The sequence below is a fragment of the Neotamlana nanhaiensis genome, from assembly GCF_000943555.1.
In the GTDB taxonomy this organism is placed as follows: Bacteria; Bacteroidota; Bacteroidia; order Flavobacteriales; family Flavobacteriaceae; genus Neotamlana; species Neotamlana nanhaiensis.
This window is the reverse complement of record NZ_JTDV01000001.1, coordinates 93,582-115,134: the sequence shown is the minus strand read 5'-3', so window position 1 is coordinate 115,134 and position 21,553 is coordinate 93,582. Positions and strand designations below refer to the sequence as shown.

16 protein-coding genes are annotated in these 21,553 nt (G+C 34.0%); all 16 read left to right on the top strand.

Translation table 11 applies throughout. The annotated features are described in order from the left end of the window. Nucleotides 1-2: 2 nt before the first annotated feature. Nucleotides 3-623 (top strand): DUF2291 family protein, encoded by a 621-nt coding sequence (locus tag PK35_RS00490; RefSeq protein ID WP_044624717.1) that lies wholly within the window; start codon nt 3-5, stop codon nt 621-623. A 6-nt stretch (nt 624-629) separates the two neighbouring features. Beyond that, nucleotides 630-2,147, top strand: a complete 1,518-nt coding sequence (locus PK35_RS00485; protein ID WP_044624716.1) for a sugar ABC transporter ATP-binding protein — start codon at nt 630-632, stop codon at nt 2,145-2,147. Between the two features lie 33 nt (nt 2,148-2,180). Then, on the top strand, nt 2,181-3,149 hold the full coding sequence (locus PK35_RS00480) for an ABC transporter permease (protein ID WP_044624715.1): 969 nt from the start codon (nt 2,181-2,183) through the stop codon (nt 3,147-3,149). 15 nt (nt 3,150-3,164) lie between these two features. Next, a complete protein-coding gene (locus tag PK35_RS00475) occupies nt 3,165-4,664 on the top strand; it encodes an FGGY family carbohydrate kinase (RefSeq protein WP_044624714.1) in 1,500 nt (499 codons plus the stop codon). A gap of 23 nt (nt 4,665-4,687) precedes the next feature. Further along, complete coding sequence (locus PK35_RS00470; RefSeq protein WP_044624713.1) at nt 4,688-5,245, top strand: RNA polymerase sigma factor; 558 nt, start codon at nt 4,688-4,690, stop codon at nt 5,243-5,245. A 97-nt stretch (nt 5,246-5,342) separates the two neighbouring features. Further along, nucleotides 5,343-6,527, top strand: coding sequence for a FecR family protein (locus PK35_RS00465; RefSeq protein ID WP_044624712.1), 1,185 nt, complete (start codon nt 5,343-5,345; stop codon nt 6,525-6,527). A 223-nt stretch (nt 6,528-6,750) separates the two neighbouring features. After that, nucleotides 6,751-10,188, top strand: a complete 3,438-nt coding sequence (locus tag PK35_RS00460; RefSeq protein ID WP_052825718.1) for a TonB-dependent receptor — start codon at nt 6,751-6,753, stop codon at nt 10,186-10,188. Between the two features lie 29 nt (nt 10,189-10,217). Then, the gene (locus PK35_RS00455; protein WP_044624711.1) at nt 10,218-11,624 is read left to right on the top strand and encodes a RagB/SusD family nutrient uptake outer membrane protein; all 1,407 of its coding nucleotides are present in this window, start codon (nt 10,218-10,220) and stop codon (nt 11,622-11,624) included. Between the two features lie 472 nt (nt 11,625-12,096). After that, nucleotides 12,097-13,293 (top strand): T9SS type A sorting domain-containing protein, encoded by a 1,197-nt coding sequence (locus PK35_RS00450; RefSeq protein WP_044624710.1) that lies wholly within the window; start codon nt 12,097-12,099, stop codon nt 13,291-13,293. Nucleotides 13,294-13,476: 183 nt separating this feature from the next. Continuing rightward, on the top strand, nt 13,477-14,325 hold the full coding sequence (locus PK35_RS00445) for a dihydrodipicolinate synthase family protein (RefSeq protein WP_044624709.1): 849 nt from the start codon (nt 13,477-13,479) through the stop codon (nt 14,323-14,325). 33 nt (nt 14,326-14,358) lie between these two features. Next, nucleotides 14,359-15,897 carry a sodium:solute symporter family protein gene (locus tag PK35_RS00440; protein WP_044624708.1) on the top strand — a complete coding sequence of 513 codons (1,539 nt, stop codon included), beginning with the start codon at nt 14,359-14,361 and terminating at the stop codon, nt 15,895-15,897. Beyond that, the gene (locus tag PK35_RS00435; protein WP_044624707.1) at nt 15,897-17,045 is read left to right on the top strand and encodes an iron-containing alcohol dehydrogenase; all 1,149 of its coding nucleotides are present in this window, start codon (nt 15,897-15,899) and stop codon (nt 17,043-17,045) included. The genes PK35_RS00440 and PK35_RS00435 overlap by 1 nt, the downstream gene beginning before the upstream one ends. 11 nt (nt 17,046-17,056) lie before the next feature. After that, complete coding sequence (gene pdxA, locus PK35_RS00430) at nt 17,057-18,079, top strand: 4-hydroxythreonine-4-phosphate dehydrogenase PdxA (RefSeq protein ID WP_082048476.1); 1,023 nt, start codon at nt 17,057-17,059, stop codon at nt 18,077-18,079. A 1-nt stretch (nt 18,080) separates the two neighbouring features. Continuing rightward, nucleotides 18,081-19,247 carry a four-carbon acid sugar kinase family protein gene (locus PK35_RS00425; RefSeq protein ID WP_044624705.1) on the top strand — a complete coding sequence of 389 codons (1,167 nt, stop codon included), beginning with the start codon at nt 18,081-18,083 and terminating at the stop codon, nt 19,245-19,247. 11 nt (nt 19,248-19,258) lie between these two features. Further along, nucleotides 19,259-20,398: an extracellular solute-binding protein gene (locus PK35_RS00420; RefSeq protein ID WP_044624704.1), complete on the top strand. Its 1,140-nt coding sequence runs from the start codon at nt 19,259-19,261 to the stop codon at nt 20,396-20,398. 10 nt (nt 20,399-20,408) lie between these two features. Further along, nucleotides 20,409-21,551: a CaiB/BaiF CoA transferase family protein gene (locus tag PK35_RS00415; protein WP_044624703.1), complete on the top strand. Its 1,143-nt coding sequence runs from the start codon at nt 20,409-20,411 to the stop codon at nt 21,549-21,551. Nucleotides 21,552-21,553 lie beyond the last annotated feature (2 nt).

Sequence of the window (21,553 nt, the reverse complement as noted above, 5' to 3'; positions counted from 1 at the left end):
CTATGAAAAAGTTAATTAAATATTTGGCTATTGTTCTATTTATTGCAATTTCATTATATAACTCGATCTATATAAAAGATTTAGATGAAATAAAAGCCGAAAAATCTAAAACTAGTTTTAACTCTAAAGTATTTGCTTCAGAATTTATTGAAAACAAAGTTAGCGATTTAAAAGCTATTGAAGCCTTAGGTTTTTTAAACGAGATTTCAAAAAATGTTAAGTCATATTCTGAAACACATGGGAATAAATTGGGTATTAGTAACGATTACTATTTTATAATTTATGGCAATGCAACAGTTTTAACTATTGAAGATGAAGATGTGGTTGTGGCTCTCGCCAAAAGTCAACAAAAACTAAAAATTGCTATCGATTTTATTTTTGGGAATGCTATTCGTGAAGGGGCTAAAATGGCAAATATAGGCGATTACCAAAACACTATGGATTATAATAATATTTCCGTAGAGATCAATAATCTTGTTCGAGAAAATATTGTTCCACCTTTCAGAAGGTCGGTAAAAATAGGAGATAGTATTTATTTTAAAGGAGCGGTAAGGGTAAATGTGTTAAAACAGAAAAATGATACATTACGAGTTATTCCTTTGCAACTTAACATTAAATCTTAGGCCAGTTTGGAACAACAAGATATATTATTTCAAGCTAAAAATATAACCAAAAAATTTGGTGGAGTTACTGCTTTAAACCAAGTGAATTTGAATGTCCATACTGGCAAAGTAAACGTAATTGTTGGCGAAAATGGTGCAGGTAAATCTACTTTAATGAAAATTTTATCTGGCGTTTATCCAGATTATGAAGGCGAGTTAATTTTAAATGGAGAGCTTGTGAGTTTTAGTAACCCTAAAGATGCAATGCAAAAAGGAATCGCCATAATGCACCAAGAGTTAAATTTGATTCCGCATTTAAGTATAACCGAGAACATTTTTTTAGGCAGAGAATTACAAAACAGCTTTGGTTTGTTAGACTCAAAAACTATGTACAGCCAAACCAAAGAATTGTTGGTGCGGTTAGGTTGTGGTTTGAATCCCAGTACTTTAGTTTCAAAACTTCGTGTGGGCGAACAGCAACTTGTTGAAATTGCAAAAGCACTATTGGAAGAGGCAAAAGTGGTAATTATGGACGAGCCTACTTCTGCAATTTCAGATGCTGAAGTTGAGGTGTTGTTTAATATTATCAAATCGTTAAAAGCACAAAACGTTTCCGTGCTTTATATCTCGCATAAATTAGATGAGTTGTTTTTGATTGCAGATAGATTTATTGGTTTGCGAGACGGGAAAACCGTAGGAACCATTGAAAATGTTGAAGCGACTACAAAAAACGATTTAATTAGATTGATGGTAGGGAGAGATATAAAAAATAAATATCAAAAAGATGTGGTCGATTTTGGGAAAGAAGTTTTACGTGTTGAAAATATTAACCTCCCTAACGTAAATAATAAAGAGTTCAATATTCTAAAAGACATTAGTTTCAGTCTGAAAAAAGGAGAGGTTTTAGGTTTTTTTGGCTTGATGGGAGCAGGAAGAACCGAATTACTTGAAACCATTTTTGGTTTGCATCCTAAGGTAATGACAGGTCAAATTTATATTGATGAACAAGAAGTGAAAATTAACGCGGTTAGCGATGCTATTAAACAAGGCTTAGGTTTAGTTCCTGAAGATAGAAAAGAAGATGGCTTGGTATTACAAATGGAAATTTGTAAAAATACCAGTATGGCAGCTGTTGATACTGTGATAAAAAACGGATTTTTAAATAAAAAGTTAGAAGCAGATCTTTCAAAAAAATATATCCAATCACTTAAAATTAAGACACCTTCAGAAAATCAATTATCAAAAAATTTAAGCGGTGGAAACCAACAAAAAGTAGTTTTAGCCAAATGGCTGGCAACAAAACCTAAAGTTTTATTTTTAGACGAACCCACTCGAGGTATTGATGTTAATGCGAAAAATGAAATTTACCATCTTATAAATAAATTAGCTAAAGAAGGATTGGGAATAGTAGTTGTATCATCAGAATTACCAGAAATTATGGCTATTTCCGATCGTATTTTGGTGCTAAGCCAATCAAAAATATCAGGAGAATTTTGTCAAAAAACAGCAACAGAAGAAGTAATTATGCAGGCAGCAACCTTATAAACAGCTAACAAACTAAAACTACAAAACTAAATTATGGCAAACATTAAACCCTATCTGGTAAAGTTTCAATCTATTATAGTGCTTTTAATATTGAGTATGGTGTTAACCATTTTATCCGATAAGTTTTTTACACTCGAAAATGGCTGGAACATCGCTAGACAAATCTCGATAAATGTTTGTATTTCTGTAGGTATGACTTTAGTGATTTTAACCAAAGGAATCGATTTATCGGTAGGCTCGCTATTGGCATTTAGTGGTGCTATTGCAGCCGGTTTATTAAAATTTGGGCTGGAGTTTCCAGTATCAAACACTTTTATTGGTTTTACGGTTTTTGGAGCTATTATCGCCGCTTTAATGGTTGGTGGTGTTTTTGGTGTTTTTAACGGTTTGATGATTACAAAGTTTAAAGTACCACCATTTGTAGCTACGTTGGCTATGCTAACAATTGCACGTGGTGCAACAATGTTGTGGACAGGTGGTTTTCCAATAACTGGTCTGGGTAATAATTTTGCATTTATTGGTACTGGTTGGTTTTTAGGTATGCCTATGCCAGTATGGATAACTTTAGTAGTGGTTGTTTTTACTATAGTTTTAACAAAAAAAACAAAATTTGGACGTCATATTTACGCTATTGGAGGTAACGAAAGTGCCGCCAGACTATCGGGAATAAATATTAACAAGATAAAAATTTGGGTTTATGCAATTGCGGGAACTTTAGCTGCTGTTGGAGGTGTAATTTTAACTTCTAGGTTAGATTCGGCACAGCCCAATGCAGGAATGGGTTACGAGTTGGATTCAATTGCGGCAGTTGTTATTGGAGGAACATCACTATCTGGTGGGCGTGGCTCTATTGTAGGAACTGTTCAAGGAGCATTAATTATTGGTGTTTTAAATAGTGGTTTAGTGTTGCTTAATGTATCTCCATTTTGGCAGCAAATAATTAAAGGACTTGTTATTTTAATAGCAGTAATAATGGATAGACTAAATAATCCAAACAATTAAAACAAATAAATAAACATGTCCAATTCATACATACTATCCATAGATCAAGGAACCAGCGGTACAAAGGCCATAATTTTTGATACACAAGGCAAAGTCGTAATAAAAACAACAACACCTTTAAAATCTTATTATCCGCAGCCAAGTTTTGTAGAGCAAAATCCAGAGGAAATTTATCAAAGCGTCATTAATGCTGTAAAAGCATGCATTGCAAAATTTAGCGAAGAGTTTCCTAATGAATTAGATAATATTAAAGCATGCGGGATTTCGAATCAAAGAGAAACCTTTGTTGTTTGGGATAAAGCAGGTAATGCCTTGTGTGATGCTGTAGTGTGGCAATGTAAGCGATCGAACGCCATCTGCGAACGATTAAAAGCCGAAAATTTAGAAACAAAAATAAATCAAGTTACAGGTTTAACCATAGACCCTTATTTTTCAGCAACAAAAATGATGTGGTTAAACGAGAATAATTCCGAAATAACTTCAGCTATAGCATCAGGAAAAGCTTATTTTGGAACTGTAGATACCTGGTTATTGTATAAACTAACTAATGGGGAAAGCTATAAAACAGACCATACGAACGCTTCACGAACATTGTTCTATAATATTTATGATTTAGAATGGGATAAGTGCTTACTTAAAACGTTCAATTTAGAGCAATTAAACTTACCTGAAGTAATGTTTTCATCCGATAATTTTGGAGCATCGACCTTTCAAGGTACATTCTCAAAACCATTACCAATTTCGGGAATGATAGGCGATTCGCAAGCAGCATTTTTTGGAGAATCGTGTTTCGCATCAGGAATGGCTAAGGCGACATTGGGCACTGGATCTTCCATTTTATGGAATACAGAAAAATTAGATCAACAAACCGAAAATGGCATGCTCACAACTATTGGTTGGAGTGCTAATGGCGAAGTTAATTATGCTTTAGAAGGTGTTATTGTAAGTTGTGGTTCTACGCTGGAATGGTTAAAAAATCAGCTAAATATTTTTACATCACATGATGAAATAGAAGCTATGGCAACCCGTTTGGAAACCAACGAAGATGTTTATTTAATTCCTGCATTTAGTGGTATGGGCGCACCGTATTGGCAAGAAGAATGGAAAGCTTCCATTCACGGATTAACATTTGGTACAAAAAAAGAACATTTGGTAAGAGCAGCATTAGAGTCTATAGCTTTTCAAATAAAAGATGTTGTAAGTTCTATTGAAAAGGAAACAAATTCAAATTTAAAAGAATTAAAGGTTAATGGAGGCATAACAGCAAATGGTTTTTTAATGCAGTTTCTTTCAGACTTATTAAATACGCCAATTACTAATATGGGAATAACCGATGTTTCGTCTTGGGGTGCTGCTTTAATGGCAGGGTTAGGAGTAGGAGTATGGCAAGATTTTAACGATTTGCCTAAACCATCAGAAGATGTGATCAAGAATTACGTGCCAAATTCAGAAAATGTAATGGTAAAAACGGTTTATAACCAATGGCTTAAACTACTTAATGATAAGAAGTTTTAAAACTCGCTAAATTATTTTGCTTAATGATAAGTAGTAGAGATGCAGACATATTAGAAAAACTCAAGCTGGGTAACTCTAAGGCTTTTAAAGAGTTATTCGATCTGTATTATGTGCCTCTTACAAGTTATTCGTTAAAATACTGTGATTCTTTCGAAATGGCCGAAGATATTGTTCAAGACTTATTTATCAAGTTTTGGGACGATAAACTATATGATAAACTTGATTATAGTATTGGCCCATATCTCTTCAAATCTGTAAAAAATAATACACTTCTTTTAAACAAAAAGAATTCAAAATATCGTTTTGAAGCCATCGAAAACCAAGTTGGGACTCTTGTCGATGAGTTTAACTTTAACAATTTCAATTTAGATAATGAAAAAAGTAAACTTCAAGATCAAATCGATAAACTTCCCACAAAAAGTAAGGCAGTTTTTAAAGCAATTGTTTTAGAAAATTTAAAATATAAAGAAGTTGCAAAACAATTTAATATTAGTGTTAATACTGTGAAAACACACTATTCACGAGCCTTAAAGCAACTTCGAGAGGCTGTGGCAATCATTATTTTAATCCTGTTAAACTAAAAAAGTTTATTTTTTTGTCACCCATTTTTTAGTTTTTGTTATTCTATTAATATAGCATATATAATTGTTAAAATAGTATATGTTTTAAAATAATAGAATGAATACTAACAAAGCGATAAAAAAACTATTCTCTTCGTATATAGAAAAAACTATTTCTAAAGAGGATTTTAACGAGTTAAAAAACTGGGTTAATCAATCGGTAGAAAACAAAAATACCTTCATAGAATATTTACGTGTTTATAAAGTAAATAGAAATATAAGTTTTGTTGAGAGTTTAGATAAAGATATCGCTTGGAACAAAATAATTTCTAGAGTTAATCGACCCTTTTTAGAAGGAAGTAAATCTCAAAAATCTGAAACGAAACGATTTGTTCTTACAACAAGGTTTCTTAAATATGCTGCGGTTGCGGTTGTTTTTTTAAGTGTCGGATATTTTGTGTTTAACAACAATTTTTTAAAATCTGATAAAGATTTAATCCCTGAGAATAGTATTGTTCTTGAAATGGAAGATGGTAGTTTAAAGATTTTAAACGAGACATCAAGCAACCAATTAATAGACCTTAACGGCAAACCAATAGGTAAACAACAAGGCACTCATTTAACCTATGAAAAAAAGGGAAACAATGAAAAATTGGTTTATAATACGTTAAATATACCCTATGGAAAGCGTTTTAATATCACGTTATCTGATGGAACAAAGGTGTTCTTAAACGCAGGCTCTTCATTAAAATACCCAATTAATTTTATTGATGGTAAAAGTAGAGAAGTGTTTTTATCAGGTGAGGCACATTTTGATGTTATAAAAGATGCACGTAATCCATTTATTGTTACTTCTGAAAATTTTGATGTTACAGTTTTAGGTACCGTTTTTAATGTTTCGGCGTATCCAGAGGATATTGTTTCAGATGTGGTTTTAATAGAAGGCTCTGTAAGTATGCAATCTACCAGCAGTTTAAAAACAAATGGTCAAATTTTAAAACCAGGATTTAAAGGTTCTATAAATAAAAATAATAACCAGATTACCTCAGAAAAAGTTAATACAGGCATGTATACGTCTTGGGTAAAAGGCGAGTTATTTTTTAGAAATATGCCGTTCAAAAATATTGTAAAAAAGCTAGAGCGTCATTATAATCGTGAGATAATAGTTTTAAATGAAAATTTAGATACCGAAATATTTAACGCTAGCTTTAAAGATGAACCAATAGAAAATGTATTAAGCTATTTTGAAGATAGTTTCAATATAAAACACCACATAAAAAATCAAATTATTTACATCAACTAACTAAAATTAAAAAAGACAAGAACTATGACACATTAATTTATTCCACACAAAAGCATCACTTAATAATACCACAAAATAAAACCGGAAAATGCGGCAACATTTCCCGGTACATTTTAAGTGAAACCAAAATCAATCAGTAATCACTAATTAACATCGTAAAAATATGAAAAAACTTCATGTCAACAGGGGTGAACTATACACTTTTGTGAAATTTGACTTAAAGATGAAACTTACCGCGATATTTATATTCACATCTATTTTTAGTATGCTCGCAAAAACGGGTTATACACAAAACATATCATTGAATGTAGAAAATGTTACGGTATCTCAAGTCATTGATAATATAGAGTCTAAAACTGAATACAGATTTGTTTACAACACGAAATTTGTAGACTTAAACCGAAAAGTATCTATAAAGGTAAAAGACGAAAAAATTGAAAAGATTTTAAGTAATCTATTTCATAACACAAGTACTTCATTTAAAGTTAGAAATACTCAAATTATTCTAAAGGAAGCTACTAAAACACAAAACCAGAACAGTGTACATATTAACAAAGAAAACCAAATACAAAGTTACATAGTTACAGGAAAAGTTACCGATGTTAACGGACAACCGTTAATGGGTGCTAATATTATAGAAAAAGGAACTTCTAATGGCTCGCAAACAGATTTTGATGGTAAGTTTTCGTTTAGTAGTAGTAACGAAAATCCAACCATAGTAGTATCTTATATGGGGTTTGTAACACAAGAACTTACAGTAAATACTAAAACAGATATTACTATTGTTATGCAGGAAGATGCAGCCGCATTAGACGAAGTTGTAATTGTTGGATATGGCTCTGTAAAAAAACGCGATTTAACTGGGTCGGTAATTTCCGTAGGATCAGAAAAATTAGAAGGACGATCAAATAGTAATGCATTACAATCTCTTGCAGGACAAACTACAGGTGTGCAAATTACACAATCACAGGGAGCACCGGGTTTAGCACCAACTATAAAAGTACGTGGCGCTTCATCTATTAATGCAGGAACAACGCCGTTATATGTAATAGATGGTATTCCTTTAGAAGATAATACTACAAATGCGACGGATACAGGAATTACGTCGGGTAGCAATTTAAGTTTTAATAGAAATCCTTTAAATTTTATTAATCCAAATGATATTGAATCTATTGATATTTTAAAAGATGCATCTTCCGCTGCCATTTACGGTTCGCGAGGCGCTAATGGTGTGGTTATTATAACAACCAAGCAAGGACGTGCAGGAAAAACCAAAATTAATGCAACTTTCGAGTCTGGATTGTCTCATGTTAATAGAAAAACAGACATGATGAGTGCCTCAGAATTTATAGCCTTTAATTCTGCGGCTCGTAATAACTCATGGGCAACTATAGTCGCCGAAAATCCTACAGCAACAAGAGGTTTAAATGTTACGGTACCACCAGAGTTTTCAGATGCAGAATGGCTTGAAAGAATAGGGAATGGTACCGATTGGCAAGATGTAACATTTAGAACCGCTAAGAGTAGTAATTTTCAAATATCAGCCTCAGGAGGTAGTGAGAATACTCAATTTATGGTGTCTTTAGGGTATTTAGATTCGGAAGGCGTTGTAGATAACAATACCTACGACAGAATTAATTTAAGATCTAATTTAAAGCATAACTTCAATGATAAAATTAGGTTAGGATTAAATATTGGTTTAAGTAGAACCAAAGAAGCGCCTTACGGAACAGGAGGAAAGAGTGATGTAGTAAGTCTAGCACTACAAAGCGACCCATTCTTTCCGTTGTATGTTGAAACTGGAAGTTTAGGTTTTAAAGATCCAAATTCTATTTGGAATACTTTTGCTAAATACGGATTTCAGTTTTGGCACCCATATTCGCTAACTAGAGAAGCTAGTACTAAAAAAATCATGAACGTTTCTACGGTAACATCATTTTTAGAATGGGATATTTTTAAGGATTTAAGAGTAAAAACATCCGTTAGTTCTAACATAGAAAATACAGAACACAATTTTTATTGGAACGAAGGCCAAAATTGGGGATATTCTGGTTGGGTACCAGCTCAAGCAAGTTTTAAAACCTTAAAATCTAATAACTGGATTTCTGAAACTACTTTAACCTACAATAAAACATTTAATGACGATCATACTTTAAATTTATTAGCTGGGTTCTCTGCGCAAGAACAGCGTATGGATACCAGTAATATGTCTGCAACAAATTTTCCAAACGATTTGGTACATACACTAAATGCAGGTGTTGTAAACTCAGGTAGTACCTTTTCTGAAGAATGGTCGTTAGTATCCTATTTAGCACGTGCTAATTATTCATATAAAGGAAAATATTTAGCATCTGCCGCTATACGAGCCGATGGCTCTTCACGTTTTGGAGCAAATAGCCGATGGGGTTATTTCCCATCTGGTTCTTTAGCATGGCGAGTTTCAGAAGAGCCTTTTTTGCAAGATGTTAATTGGATAAACAACTTAAAAGTTAGATTAAGTTATGGCGTTACGGGTAATAATCAAATTCCTAATTACGGATCAATTGGGGTTTTGGGTTACAACAGATACGTAAGTTCGGGTACGGTTAACCAAGGTATTTATACCACCAATTTTGCCGATAAGAATTTAAAATGGGAAAAAACAAGTCAAACTAATTTTGGTATAGACTTATATGCGCTGAACGGAAGAATTAAATTTACAGGAGATGTTTACTATTCTAAAACAAACGATTTACTATTAAACGTTCCTATTCCAATTCTGTCTGGGTTTTCTTCAACCTTAACAAATATCGGTGAGTTAGAAAATAAAGGTTTCGAAATAAACGTAGGAACTATAAACTTTGATAATGATTTTAAATGGAGTACAGATTTTAACCTATTCGCAAACAGAAATAAGGTACTGAAATTAGGTGTAAATAATGCGCCTATCGATATAAATGTAAGTAGTATGACCTCGCGTACTGCCGTGGGTAAACCTATAGGGATGTATTATGGTTACGTTATTGATGGTGTTATAATGTCTCAAGCAGAATTAGATAGTAATGCTTATCCTGTTTGGCCAGGTAGTGAAGCTGGAGACCCAAGAGTGAGAGATGTTAATGAAGATGGAATTATAGATTCTGATGACAGAACATACTTAGGAAATAATCAAGCCGATTTTCAATGGGGAATTACAAATAATTTTTCGTATTCAGGATTCGAATTATCAATTTTAGTGAGAGGTTCTCAAGGCGGTGAAATACTTAACCATAACGCGAGATACTTAAAATCTGGAGTTGGCGGTGGTAACCGAAATATGTATTCGGTTGTAAACAATTATTGGAAATCGGAAGCAGATCCAGGAAATGGAATGATTCCTAAACCGCGAATGTTACCAACTACAGTAAGAGATTTTGGATCGAGTTATTGGGTAGAAGATGGCTCTTTTGTGAGAATCCAAAATATCCGCTTAGGGTATAATTTACCAGAAAAAATAGTTGAAAAAATTAAACTAAGTAATGTGAAATTATATGTGAACATGGAAAATGTTCATGTTTTTTCAGACTATTTAGGGTTCGATCCAGAAGGAAGTACGTATCAATCAGGTGTTTTGGTTGGTTTCGATTACGGTGCTTATCCTTATCCATTTACAACAACAGCAGGTATAAACATTAGTTTCTAGGTCTGTATTAATTATTAAAATTTAAGAGAATGAAAAAAATATATATCACACTTTTTTGTTGTGCATTTTTGTTGAGTTGTAGCTCTGATTTTTTAGATAAGGCGCCACTATCAAATGCGAACGAAGAAAATTTTTATAAATCACAGGAAGATATTGAAGTCGCTTTGTGGTCTGCTTACAATTCGTTATACACGTTATACGGCCCAGAGAGTTTACCGTCTTTTTATGGAGAACTCATGTCTGATAATGCTTATAGCGATAATGCCGCAGGAAGAATTCAAGATTATGAAAGTTTTGAGTTGCATACTATGGCGGTAGATAATGAGTTGGTTTTAAATTTTTGGAACAGTTATTATCAATCACTGTACATCATAAATAATATTATAGCAAGCGCAGAAAATCTTGATTTTTCTGGTCGAGATACGTTGATAGCAGAAGCCAAATTTTTAAGAGCGCTGTATTATTTCGATATGGTTAGAGCTTGGGGCGATGTGCCTTTAGTAACGAAACCAATTGGTATTGCAGAGGCTTACGCACAAGGACGCACTCCAAAAGAACAAGTTTATAATCAAATTATTGATGATTTAGGTTTTGCTGAAACAAATTTACCTTCAAAATCCGGTGAACGATTTGTTGGAGCAGCAAATCAAGATGCTGCCAATACGCTATTGGGTAAGGTTTATTTAACGCTAAATGATAAGCCTAAGGCAGAAGAAGCGTTATTAAAAGTTTATGGAAAATTTAGTTTAGTTCCTTATGCTAATCTGTGGGATTTAAATAATAAAAATAGCGCATCATCAATTTTTGAGATACAATATAAAGGAGGTATTTCCAATCCATACAGTTTATATTGGGCCATGTTTTCTCCTGTAGATAACCGTGTGGTTACTGCTTGGGGTGGTGGTTTTAATCAAATTACAGAAGATTTGTGGAATGCTTATGAAGTTGATGATCCGAGGCGAGATATTACTATTCAAAATGGTTATGAAACAGCCAACGGAGCAACTGTTGATGTGAAATTTCCAGTAAAATGGAGAGATACAGAGGCAACTGTTGATGGTTTAAGAGAAACTTCAGATAATAACTTTATAATTTTTAGATATGCCGATGTACTGCTAATGCTTACAGAAGCTACTGGAAATGCTCAATATCTTAATGAAGTAAGAGATAGAGTAGGTTTACCCAATTATGGTGCTGCGGGCTATCCTTCAGAATACAATACTATAGAATTGGCTTTAGAGCATGAAAGACAAGTTGAATTTGCATGTGAGTTCCACCGTTGGTTCGATTTAATAAGGACAGGAAGAGCCATTACGGTTATAAAGAATAGCAGTAAGGATGTTACGATTGCGGAAGAAGATTTATTACTTCCCATACCATTTTTAGTTATTAATCAAAATCCAGATGTCATCACTCAAAATGAAGCATACCAATAAAAGATTAAAAGCAAACGAATTTTCAATACCTATTAAATAGTAGTTTAGTTAGTTAGCTAATTGAATTTTTATTCAATTAGTATTTTTCATTAGGCGTTAAAATAGAATTTTAGCGCCTTTTTTAATTATAATTTTATTTGAAATCTTAAGTTATCACTTAAAAAATAAATTTCCCATATAAATCTTACTCATATTTAAAGGTTTTTTTATCTACAGAATTGTGTAATAGATTATATTTTTTTGCTTTTAAGCAAAAATAAAGATGTATTTGTCGATTTTTTTTAGTTATAAAGATGAGTTGTCCATATACAATTTATATTATAGATAACGAAATATTATGAAATTCTAAATCTAGAATTTATAAAATTGACCATCGTGCAAAAATTACCATTATTTTATGTAGATTTTTAAAATTTGTAATAATTAATAAAAATTGCGCGAAAATTATATTTAACAGCTAAAACTATTTAAAATGAAAAAAAAATTACTATTACTAATGTTACCAATGTTGTTTGCTTCGGCAACATTTAATGCCCAAATTAAATATTGGGATTTTGGTGGAAAAGAACTAGGAGCAGGTTATGATAATATGATGCCAACAGAGTATATAAATGCGGTTTCTAATAAAGATCGCAATATTAATTGGGTTGATTCTGGCGGTACTCAACAAGATAATTATGCTGATGGAGTTGGTTATGCTCCGAAAAGTTCAGATTATGCCAACGAAAATGGAGAAAGCATGTTTACTTGTTATTTTTATCAAGGTTTTTTAGGTGCTTATGCAAATTATGCAACAGAGGGTTTTCAAAACTTATGTCGAAAAAGAGATACTGGTGTTGATGGTATATTAATTAGTGGGTTAAGTAGTTTTACTAAGCCAAAGTTACTTCCTGACTTAGATGCAAATACCAATATGACTTGGATGTATGACAGTACAAATGATAGAATTGTTACTGTAAAAAGCGATCTTACACGTTATGATGAGCGTACTGAAATGCCAGATGATGTAGATATAAACGAATTTTCTGGTTGTATTCAATTTACATCACCAGGCGAAAAACGTTGGGATAATAGTGGTGGCCGAGGCTTCTCTATGAATCTTCAAGCAGGTGAATATTTAACTGTAGTTGGGTCTGGGCAATACACAGATATAGAAGGAGATGGTACTTTAGGTTTTTCTACAGGAACATTTCAATTTGCAACTTATGGAGGTACAGGAACTCCGGTAGATATTACCGATTCTGGAACTGGAACAGGAAATCCAAATGGACCTATTGATGGTTCTGATACTGGTGATGAGTCTGTTAGAGTTATGGAATTCCAAGCAGTCGATGCTGGGTCATACATTTTAAGAAACCGAGGTGGTAAAATTAGAATTTATAGAATGTATGTAAGTTCTACATCTATTAAAAGTCAGGTAGAAGCATTATTAAGTGTAGAAGATATTAAATCTAAAGCTTCAACCGATATTAAAGCTGTTGGAAACACAGTATACTTATCAAATGTAACAGCTAAAACAGAAGTTAATATTTACAGCATAACAGGTGCTTTAGTAAAATCTTTAAAAACAGATGTCGATACCGACTTCGAATTTCAATCTGGACTTTGGATTGCTACAATTAAAACACCAAGTGGAAAAAAATCGGTTAAGTTCGTTACTTCAAAGTAATTGTTTTTCCGTAGTTATTAAAATCAACATTTTTTTAAAGAGGTTTGTATTTACAAACCTCTTTTTTATTGCACAAAATCTAATTAAATTTTTACAGAATTGAACACCGCTCAAAAATAACAGCAAAATATTTACAAATTGGCAATATTGCATAGTTACATTTATGTAAAAACCAACTAACTTATGCAAAAACGATTCTCTGGTGTGGTCGTACCAATGGTGACACCTTTAAATAATGATTATACAGTTGATGTAGATGCAGTAAAAAAACTAGTTACACTTTTTGCTGAAAATAACATACATCCTTTAGTACTTGGTACTACTGGTGAATCTTCTTCAATTGGAGCGACAGAGAGTTTAAAACTTGTTGAAGCTGCTGTTAGGGCAAAAGGCAACAATCAATGTATTTATGCAGGTCTAGTAGGAAATCAAGTTTTTGATGTCATAGAACGCGGTAATCAATATATTAATTTAGGAGCCGATTGTGTCGTGGCAACTTTACCTTCATATTACAAACTTATAGATTCGCAGATAACGGATTTTTACACCTTATTGGCCAATAAAATTAATGGCCCTGTAATGATGTACAACATCACAGCAACAACGCATATGTCTATACCTCTTCATGTTGTTCATCAATTACATAATCATCCTAATATTTGGGGTTTAAAAGATTCTGAAAGAGATGAAATACGCATGAAAACTTGCATTGAAAATTACGGCAACGATACTAATTTTTCTTTTTTCTGCGGATGGGGAGCACAAAGTTATGGTAGTTTAAAATTAGGAGCCGATGGCGTCGTACCGAGTACAGGAAATTATGTGCCAGAATTATATAAAAAACTATATGAAGCTGCTTTAAATGAAGATTGGGACACGTGCGAAAAAATGCAGCATGAAACCGATGAAGTCGCTAAAACATATCAAAAAGATTACATTTTAGGGGAATCTTTAGCAGTTTTAAAATATTTAATGAATAAAAAAGGACTTTGTAATAAAACCATGATGCCGCCATTAACCACGGTGGAATAAAATAAATAAAACCAACTAACTAAACCACTTATTATGCTTAACCTTCATTGGATTGATATTGTTATTGTTATTTTAACGGTTATTATTACTCTAGGTGCTGGCTTTTATTTTGCTCGAAAGAACAAGAGTACGAAACAGTATTTTTTCGGTAGTAATAATATTCCTGCTTGGGCCATTGGTATGTCTATTTTTGCTACTTTAATTAGTAGTGTTACTTTTTTAGCTTATCCTTCAGCAGCCTATAAATCAAATTGGATTTTATTAGTACAAGGGCTTATGGTGCCTATTGTTTTGGTATGTTTTATTTGGGTGCTTGTACCATTATTCCGTAAGGTAATAAAACTAAGTACTTACGAATATTTCGAGCGTCGTTTTAGTCCATTTGCGCGTATGTATAGCTCTCTAGCTTTCGTTCTCACGCATTTTTCAAAAATGGGTACCGTACTATATTTAGTAAGTTTAGCATTGGCAACATTAACAGGCATCGATGTTACTATTTATATTGTTTTTTTAACCATCATCATTTTATTTTTAACGCTTTTAGGCGGTATCGAAGCCGTAATTTGGATGGATGTAATCCAAGGATTTTTACTTATTGGCGGCGGTTTGCTTTGTGTGTTTATTTTATTGTTTAAAACGGATGCAGGTGCAGGTTTTATGTTATCTGAGGCAGTTAATTTAAAGAAGATTGATTTTGGTCCCTACGATTTTTCGTTTTCGGAACTTACTTTTTGGGTCATGGTTATTAACGGTGCTTTTTATGCGTTACAAAAATATGGAACCGATCAAACTATTGTGCAACGCTATTTAACTGCAAAAACAGATAAAGACGCAAAAAAAGCAGCCTATTTTGGGGTTTTTGCGAGCGTACCGGTTTGGACACTTTTTATGCTAATAGGTGCATTATTATATGTGTTTTATAATTCTGGCGGCGCTCAACTACCCGAAAATTTAACAGCCGATCAAGTGTTTACATATTTTATAGGTACCGAGTTACCCGTAGGCGCTGTTGGATTAGTTTTAGCCGCACTTATTGCAGCAGCAGTTTCTAGTTTAGATTCCGATATGAACTGTTTAGCAGCCGTAGGTGTTCAAGATTTTTACAGCAGGTTTTATCCTAATTCGTCTGATAAGCAACGTTTACGAGTTGGTCGTCTTTTAGTACTTTTTTCAGGGGTAGCAATGGCCATAGTGGCGTTGCTTTACGCTGCTTGGGATGGTCAAGGTGTTTTAGGTGTTGTGTTTAAATTATATGCCATTTTTTCGGCTGGTATTGTTGGTATTTTCATGTTAGGTTTATTTTCTAAAAAAGCTAATAAGCAAGGGTTGCATGTTGGTATCATAGTCTGCATCCTCTTTACAGCTTATGCTATTTTAACAACCACAAAAATTGGTGATAAGTTAATTCTAGATTTAGGAAGTTTAAATTTTCCGCATCATAAATATATGCTCGGGGTTTATAGTCACTTAATTGTTTTGGTTATTGGGTATTTAGCAAGTTTATGTTTTAAATCCGATCCTGTAAAAGACGAATTAACCATTTATGGATATTTTAAAATGAAGAATAAATAATGCATTCTATTTCACTATTACAACCTAATAAAATCGTTTTTGGAGAAAACGCCATTCTACAAATTCAAAATGATACTATAATTGCATCGTCCAACCGTATTTTATTTTTAGTAGCAACACCTTTATTAGATGTTGTCCATGAACTTTCAGAAATTTTAAAAGCTAAAGAAAAGGAGGTTGTTTGTGTAGAATATACTTTTTTAGGCGAGCCTACTTTTTCGCAGTTTAATAGTTTAATAAGTGAAAACGAAGCTTTTAATCCAGATTGTGTTATTGGTGTTGGTGGCGGAAGTGTATTAGATTGTGCTAAATTACTAGCAGCTTTAATTAATAACACCCAAAAGTTAGAAGATGTTGTTGGTATTGGTTTGTTAAATGGTAGAACGATCAACCTAATTTGTGTACCAACAACTTCAGGAACGGGTAGTGAAGTGTCTCCTAATGCAATTTTGTTAAATGAAGAAACTCAAGCTAAAAGTGGTATTATTAGTCCGTTTTTAGTTCCAGATGCCTGTTATCTCGATCCGGTTTTAACCATAAGTTTACCAGCTAAACTAACCGCCGAAACAGGTATTGATGCATTATCGCATTGTATTGAAGCTTATACTAACAAGTTTGCGCATCCTATGGTTGATGTTTATGCATTAAAAGGCATCAAACTTATTTCAGAAAATCTTAAAAAAGCTTACGATAATGGTAACGATATCGAGGCACGCTCAGCATTATTATTGGGTTCTATGTATGGCGGATTATGTTTAGGCCCCGTAAACACTGCCGCAGTTCATGCTTTATCTTACGGATTAGGTGGAAAATTTCACATTACGCATGGGTTATCCAATGCCATGTTGATGCCCGAAGTTTTACGATTTAATTTATCAGCAAATACTAAACGTCATGCAGAAGTTGCTTTAGCTATGGGTGTAAAAAATGAGGGAACTGATGAAATCATTGCTTTGGCTGGCATCAATCAAATTGAAGCCTTATCAAAAGCTTGCAACATTCCTCAGAAATTAACCGACATAGGAGTAGCGGAGCATGATATTCCCGAATTAGCTGATATCGCTATGAAAGTCACCCGTTTATTAAAAAATAATCCGAAAGAAGTTACAAGAGAAGATGCCATTGAAATTTATAAAAAACTGCTTTAAAATTTAAATAGATGAAACCTAAAATAGGAATCTCAATGGGCGATCCTGCGGGAATTGGTCCAGAAATTATAATAAAAACACTGGCTTTACAAGATGTGTATCAGCGTTGTCAACCTTTGGTTGTTGGTGATGCTCAAACGATGCAAAATGAAATTAAGTCGTTAGAATCATCTTTAAAAATAAATGCCATTACAGAAGTTAGTGATGCTAAGTTTGAACATGGAACTATTGATGTATTCGATTTAAAAAATGTGAATACTGAAGCATTAAAACCTGGCGTAGTCACTGCTATGGCAGGTAAAGCAGCTTTTGAAGCAGTTATAAAAAATATCGAATTGGCCTTAGCAAACAAAATTGATGCAACGGTAACAGCGCCGATAAATAAAGAATCTATTCACAAGGCGGGACATAAATATTCTGGGCATACCGAGATTTATGCCGACTATACCAACACCAAAAAATATGCGATGCTTTTGGCTGATGAAAACTTTCGAGTTATTCATGTGAGCACGCACGTATCCTTACGTCAAGCTTGCGATTTATGCAAAAAAGATCGTGTTTTCGAGGTGATTACTTTATTAAATGATGCATGTAAAAAATTCGGAATAGAAAAACCAAGAATTGCCGTGGCAGGATTGAATCCGCATGCGGGTGAAAATCAGTTATTTGGTGATGAGGAAGTTACAGAAATCATTCCTGCCATTGAAGAAGCTCGAAAATTAGGTTACGATGCACAAGGGCCATTTCCTCCAGACACAATGTTTGTTAAGGCGGTCCAAGGTAAGTTCGATGGTTGTATTGCCATGTATCACGATCAAGGTCATATTCCTTTTAAACTTGAAGGTTTTAAATGGGATAACGATAAAGGCACCATGAAAAGCGTAAAAGGCGTAAACATAACCTTAGGTTTGCCAATTATTAGAACTTCTGTAGACCATGGAACTGCTTTTGAAATAGCAGGACAAGGTATTGCCTCGGCCGATGCTATGTTGGTAGCAATAGATTATGCAATTGTAATGGCTAAACACAATTAATATGATAACAGTAATTGCTGATGATTTAACGGGAGCCGCGGAAATAGCCGGAATATGTCTTAGACATGGCATTGATGTGGGATTTGGTATTGATACAATTCCAGAAAATCAAGGGCAAGTTAATGTTATAGCAACCGATTCGCGTTCATGCTCCGAATCTGAAGCCTATGAAATACATAAAAACATAGCAAAGCAACTTTTAAAAAGCGAGTCGTCTCAAATTATTTTTAAAAAATGTGATTCGGTTTTACGTGGTCATATTTTAGCCGAAGTATCTGCTATGTTAGAAGTTTTAAACAAAAACATTGCAGTGTTACAGCCAGCTAATCCAGAAAACAACAGGTATGTTAGAAACGGAATTTACTACGTTAATGGCAATAAAATTGAACTTTCTGGTTTTGCAACCGACCCTGATTTTCCTGCTAAATATTCAACGGTAAAAGATATTTTAAACAGCAGGAATCATCAAGAATTAAAAAAGCTCGATCATGTTTTTACAGGTGAAATTACGCGCATTAACAAACAGGGTTTGTATATACCAGATTGCCATTCGGTAGACGATTTTTCATCAACTTTAGAGCTGTATAACGGTTCAAATTTAATAGGTGGTTCTGCACCCTTTTTTGAGGCATTTTTATTGAAACAGCCCGTATTTTCAAGAATGAAGGTAACTTCTAGATATCAATTTTCAAGTCAGTATTTGTTGTTATCGGGCAGTTCCCATAACGAAAGTATAAAATTCGCTAAGGCTTTACGCTTAAAAAATTGTCCGCTTGTGGTGTTTCCAAAAGAGCTGCTAAAACCTGAAGTTTCAAACGCTGATTTAGCTTTATTCAAAACAGAAATAACCAATCAATTTGCAAAACACCAAAAAGTAACGCTCCGTGTTTCAGTTGAATTGATTCATTTTAAAAATAGCTCTAAAATTTTAAAAGACAGATTATGTCTCATCGTAAAGCAATTTTTAAGCGATCAAAAAATCAATGATATTTTTATTGAAGGCGGCGCCACGGCATATGATGTTTTAAAAAAACTAAACTGGAATTCGTTTACACCAATTGCCGAATTAGCTCTTGGTGTGGTGCGTATGCGAAACGATTTGCATCCAGAAAAATATATTACAATTAAACCAGGTAGTTATAAATGGCCATACGGTTTATTTAATTAGTAAATAACACGATGATAAATTTAAAAGGAATCGCTTGGAATCACACCCGCGGATTTACTTCGGTAGTCGCCACAGCACAGCGTTTTGAAGAATTAAATCCCGACGTTAGAATTACTTGGGAAAAACGTTCGTTACAAGCTTTTGCCGATGCACCTTTAGATGAATTAACCAATGAATACGATTTGTTAATCATGGATAATCCGCATGTGTCAATAGCCGCTAGAGATGGTGTGTTATTGCCTTTTGATGATTATTTAAAACCCGATTTCATAAAAGAATTAGCCGAAAATAGCGTCGGAAAATCCTATAACAGCTACCATGTAAATGGTAAGTTATGGACGTTAGCAACCGACGCCGCAACACCAGTGGCCACATGGCGTGAAGATTTAATAGCAAAACATCATATCGACATTCCAAAAACCTGGGAAGAATTGCTAGAACTCACTAAAACAGGTAAAGTTGCCTTTGCATCTATTCCTATCGATACCTTAATGCATCACTACATGATGTGTATTGCTTTAGGAGCTAATGTTTTTGAAAGTGAAATCGAAGTTGCACCAAGACAAATAATGATTGATGCGATTAAAACGTATAAACAACTTATTGATATCGCGCCATTATTCTGTTTAGAAATGAATCCGATAAAGATTTACGAACACATGACACAAACAAATGAGATTGCTTACAGTCCGTTTAACTATGGTTATTCCAACTATTCCAAGAAAAATTATGCCGACCATACTTTAAAAGCAGGCGGTTTAGTAACGTTTAACGGAAAACGTTTACGTTCTACTTTAGGCGGCGCGGGAATCGCAGTGTCATCAAAAACAAAACACGCAGAAATTGCTATGAAATATGCCGAATTCACAGCGCTTGAGAAAACCCAATCAGGTTTGTATTTTGAGTTTGGGGGACAACCAGGACACCGAAAATCATGGTTAAACGAAGACGTAAACAGCCAAAGTAAAAACTTTTTCAAAGATACTTTGCAAACTTTAGATGAAGCCACTATGAGACCACAATATTACGGTTACATGCATTTTCAAGACGAAGCAAGCCCCGTTATTCACGAAGCTGTTTCAGGAAAGGCATCCATAGAAGCCGCAGTCGATAAAATGAATGCGATATACAGAGAATCATTAACACATTAATTAAGACAGTTTGAAACCACTTGAAGGTTTATTGGTATTAGAGTTTTCCCAGTTTTTAGCGGGACCATCGGCGGGTTTAAAATTGGCCGATATGGGCGCACGTGTTATAAAAATTGAACGCCCAATAAAAGGTGAGGCTTGTCGCCAGTTAAGTATAAAAGATTTGTTTGTTGATGAAAGCAGCATGCTATTTCACACCATCAACAGAAATAAAGAATCGTTTGAAGCTAATTTAAAAGATGAAAACGACTTGCAATTGGTTAAAAAACTCATTGAAAAAGCCGATGTACTCACGCATAATTTCCGACCAGGAGTTATGGAAAAAATTGGCTTATCATTTAAAGAAGTAAAAGCCATAAACCCAAAATTAGTTTACGCAAGTATAACTGGTTACGGCGATAAAGGGCCTTGGGCAAACAAACCTGGTCAAGATTTGTTAGTGCAATCGTTATCAGGACTCACATGGCTGAGCGGTAAAAGTATTCAAGGGCCAGTGCCTTTTGGTTTGGCTGTAGCCGATTTAATGTGTGGCAATCATTTTGTTCAAGGCATTTTAGCGGCATTGTTAAAGCGCGCCAAAACAGGACAAGGCGTTTTGGTAGAAGTAAGTTTGTTAGAATCTATTTTAGATGTACAATTCGAAGCACTAACCATATTTTTAAACAATGGCGGTAAGTTGGCAGATCGCGGTAATGTGCGTGGTAGTGCACATGCCTTTTTGAGCGCACCTTATGGCATTTACGAAACAAGCGATGGTTATTTGGCTTTGGCTATGGGCGATTTGGTGCTACTTGCAAGCGTCCTTGAAGCCGATTTAGGTAAATACGCTGACAAAAAAACGTGGTTCCGTTCGCGTGCTGCTATCAGAAAAATTTTAGCTAAAAAAATTATCGAGAAGCCATCCGATTATTGGATTAAGGCTTTACGCGGAAAAGGTCTTTGGTGCGAAAAAGTGTCGAATTACAACGATTTGAATCAGCAAGCATTCATGGAAGATTTTCAATTGAAGCAATCTGTAACAAATACGGAGGGTAAAAAAATGACAACCACGAGACATCCTATTCGATTTAATGGAGATATTTTAAGCAGCACGAAAGCAGCACCAAAAGTAGGAGAGGACAATGAAAAGATTTATAAACAATTTCTAAGCTAAAC

Excerpts from the sequence above, each read along its gene's own strand:
- PK35_RS00455 (WP_044624711.1), top strand. The coding sequence starts at position 10,218 with ATGAAAAAAATATATATCACACTTTTTTGTTGTGCATTTTTGTTGAGT.
- PK35_RS00445 (WP_044624709.1), top strand. The coding sequence starts at position 13,477 with ATGCAAAAACGATTCTCTGGTGTGGTCGTACCAATGGTGACACCTTTA.
- PK35_RS00425 (WP_044624705.1), top strand. The coding sequence starts at position 18,081 with ATGATAACAGTAATTGCTGATGATTTAACGGGAGCCGCGGAAATAGCC.
- PK35_RS00450 (WP_044624710.1), top strand. The coding sequence starts at position 12,097 with ATGAAAAAAAAATTACTATTACTAATGTTACCAATGTTGTTTGCTTCG.
- pdxA (WP_082048476.1), top strand. The coding sequence starts at position 17,057 with ATGAAACCTAAAATAGGAATCTCAATGGGCGATCCTGCGGGAATTGGT.
- PK35_RS00475 (WP_044624714.1), top strand. The coding sequence starts at position 3,165 with ATGTCCAATTCATACATACTATCCATAGATCAAGGAACCAGCGGTACA.
- PK35_RS00480 (WP_044624715.1), top strand. The coding sequence starts at position 2,181 with ATGGCAAACATTAAACCCTATCTGGTAAAGTTTCAATCTATTATAGTG.
- PK35_RS00420 (WP_044624704.1), top strand. The coding sequence starts at position 19,259 with ATGATAAATTTAAAAGGAATCGCTTGGAATCACACCCGCGGATTTACT.
- PK35_RS00460 (WP_052825718.1), top strand. The coding sequence starts at position 6,751 with ATGAAACTTACCGCGATATTTATATTCACATCTATTTTTAGTATGCTC.
- PK35_RS00440 (WP_044624708.1), top strand. The coding sequence starts at position 14,359 with ATGCTTAACCTTCATTGGATTGATATTGTTATTGTTATTTTAACGGTT.
- PK35_RS00435 (WP_044624707.1), top strand. The coding sequence starts at position 15,897 with ATGCATTCTATTTCACTATTACAACCTAATAAAATCGTTTTTGGAGAA.
- PK35_RS00465 (WP_044624712.1), top strand. The coding sequence starts at position 5,343 with ATGAATACTAACAAAGCGATAAAAAAACTATTCTCTTCGTATATAGAA.
- PK35_RS00470 (WP_044624713.1), top strand. The coding sequence starts at position 4,688 with ATGATAAGTAGTAGAGATGCAGACATATTAGAAAAACTCAAGCTGGGT.
- PK35_RS00490 (WP_044624717.1), top strand. The coding sequence starts at position 3 with ATGAAAAAGTTAATTAAATATTTGGCTATTGTTCTATTTATTGCAATT.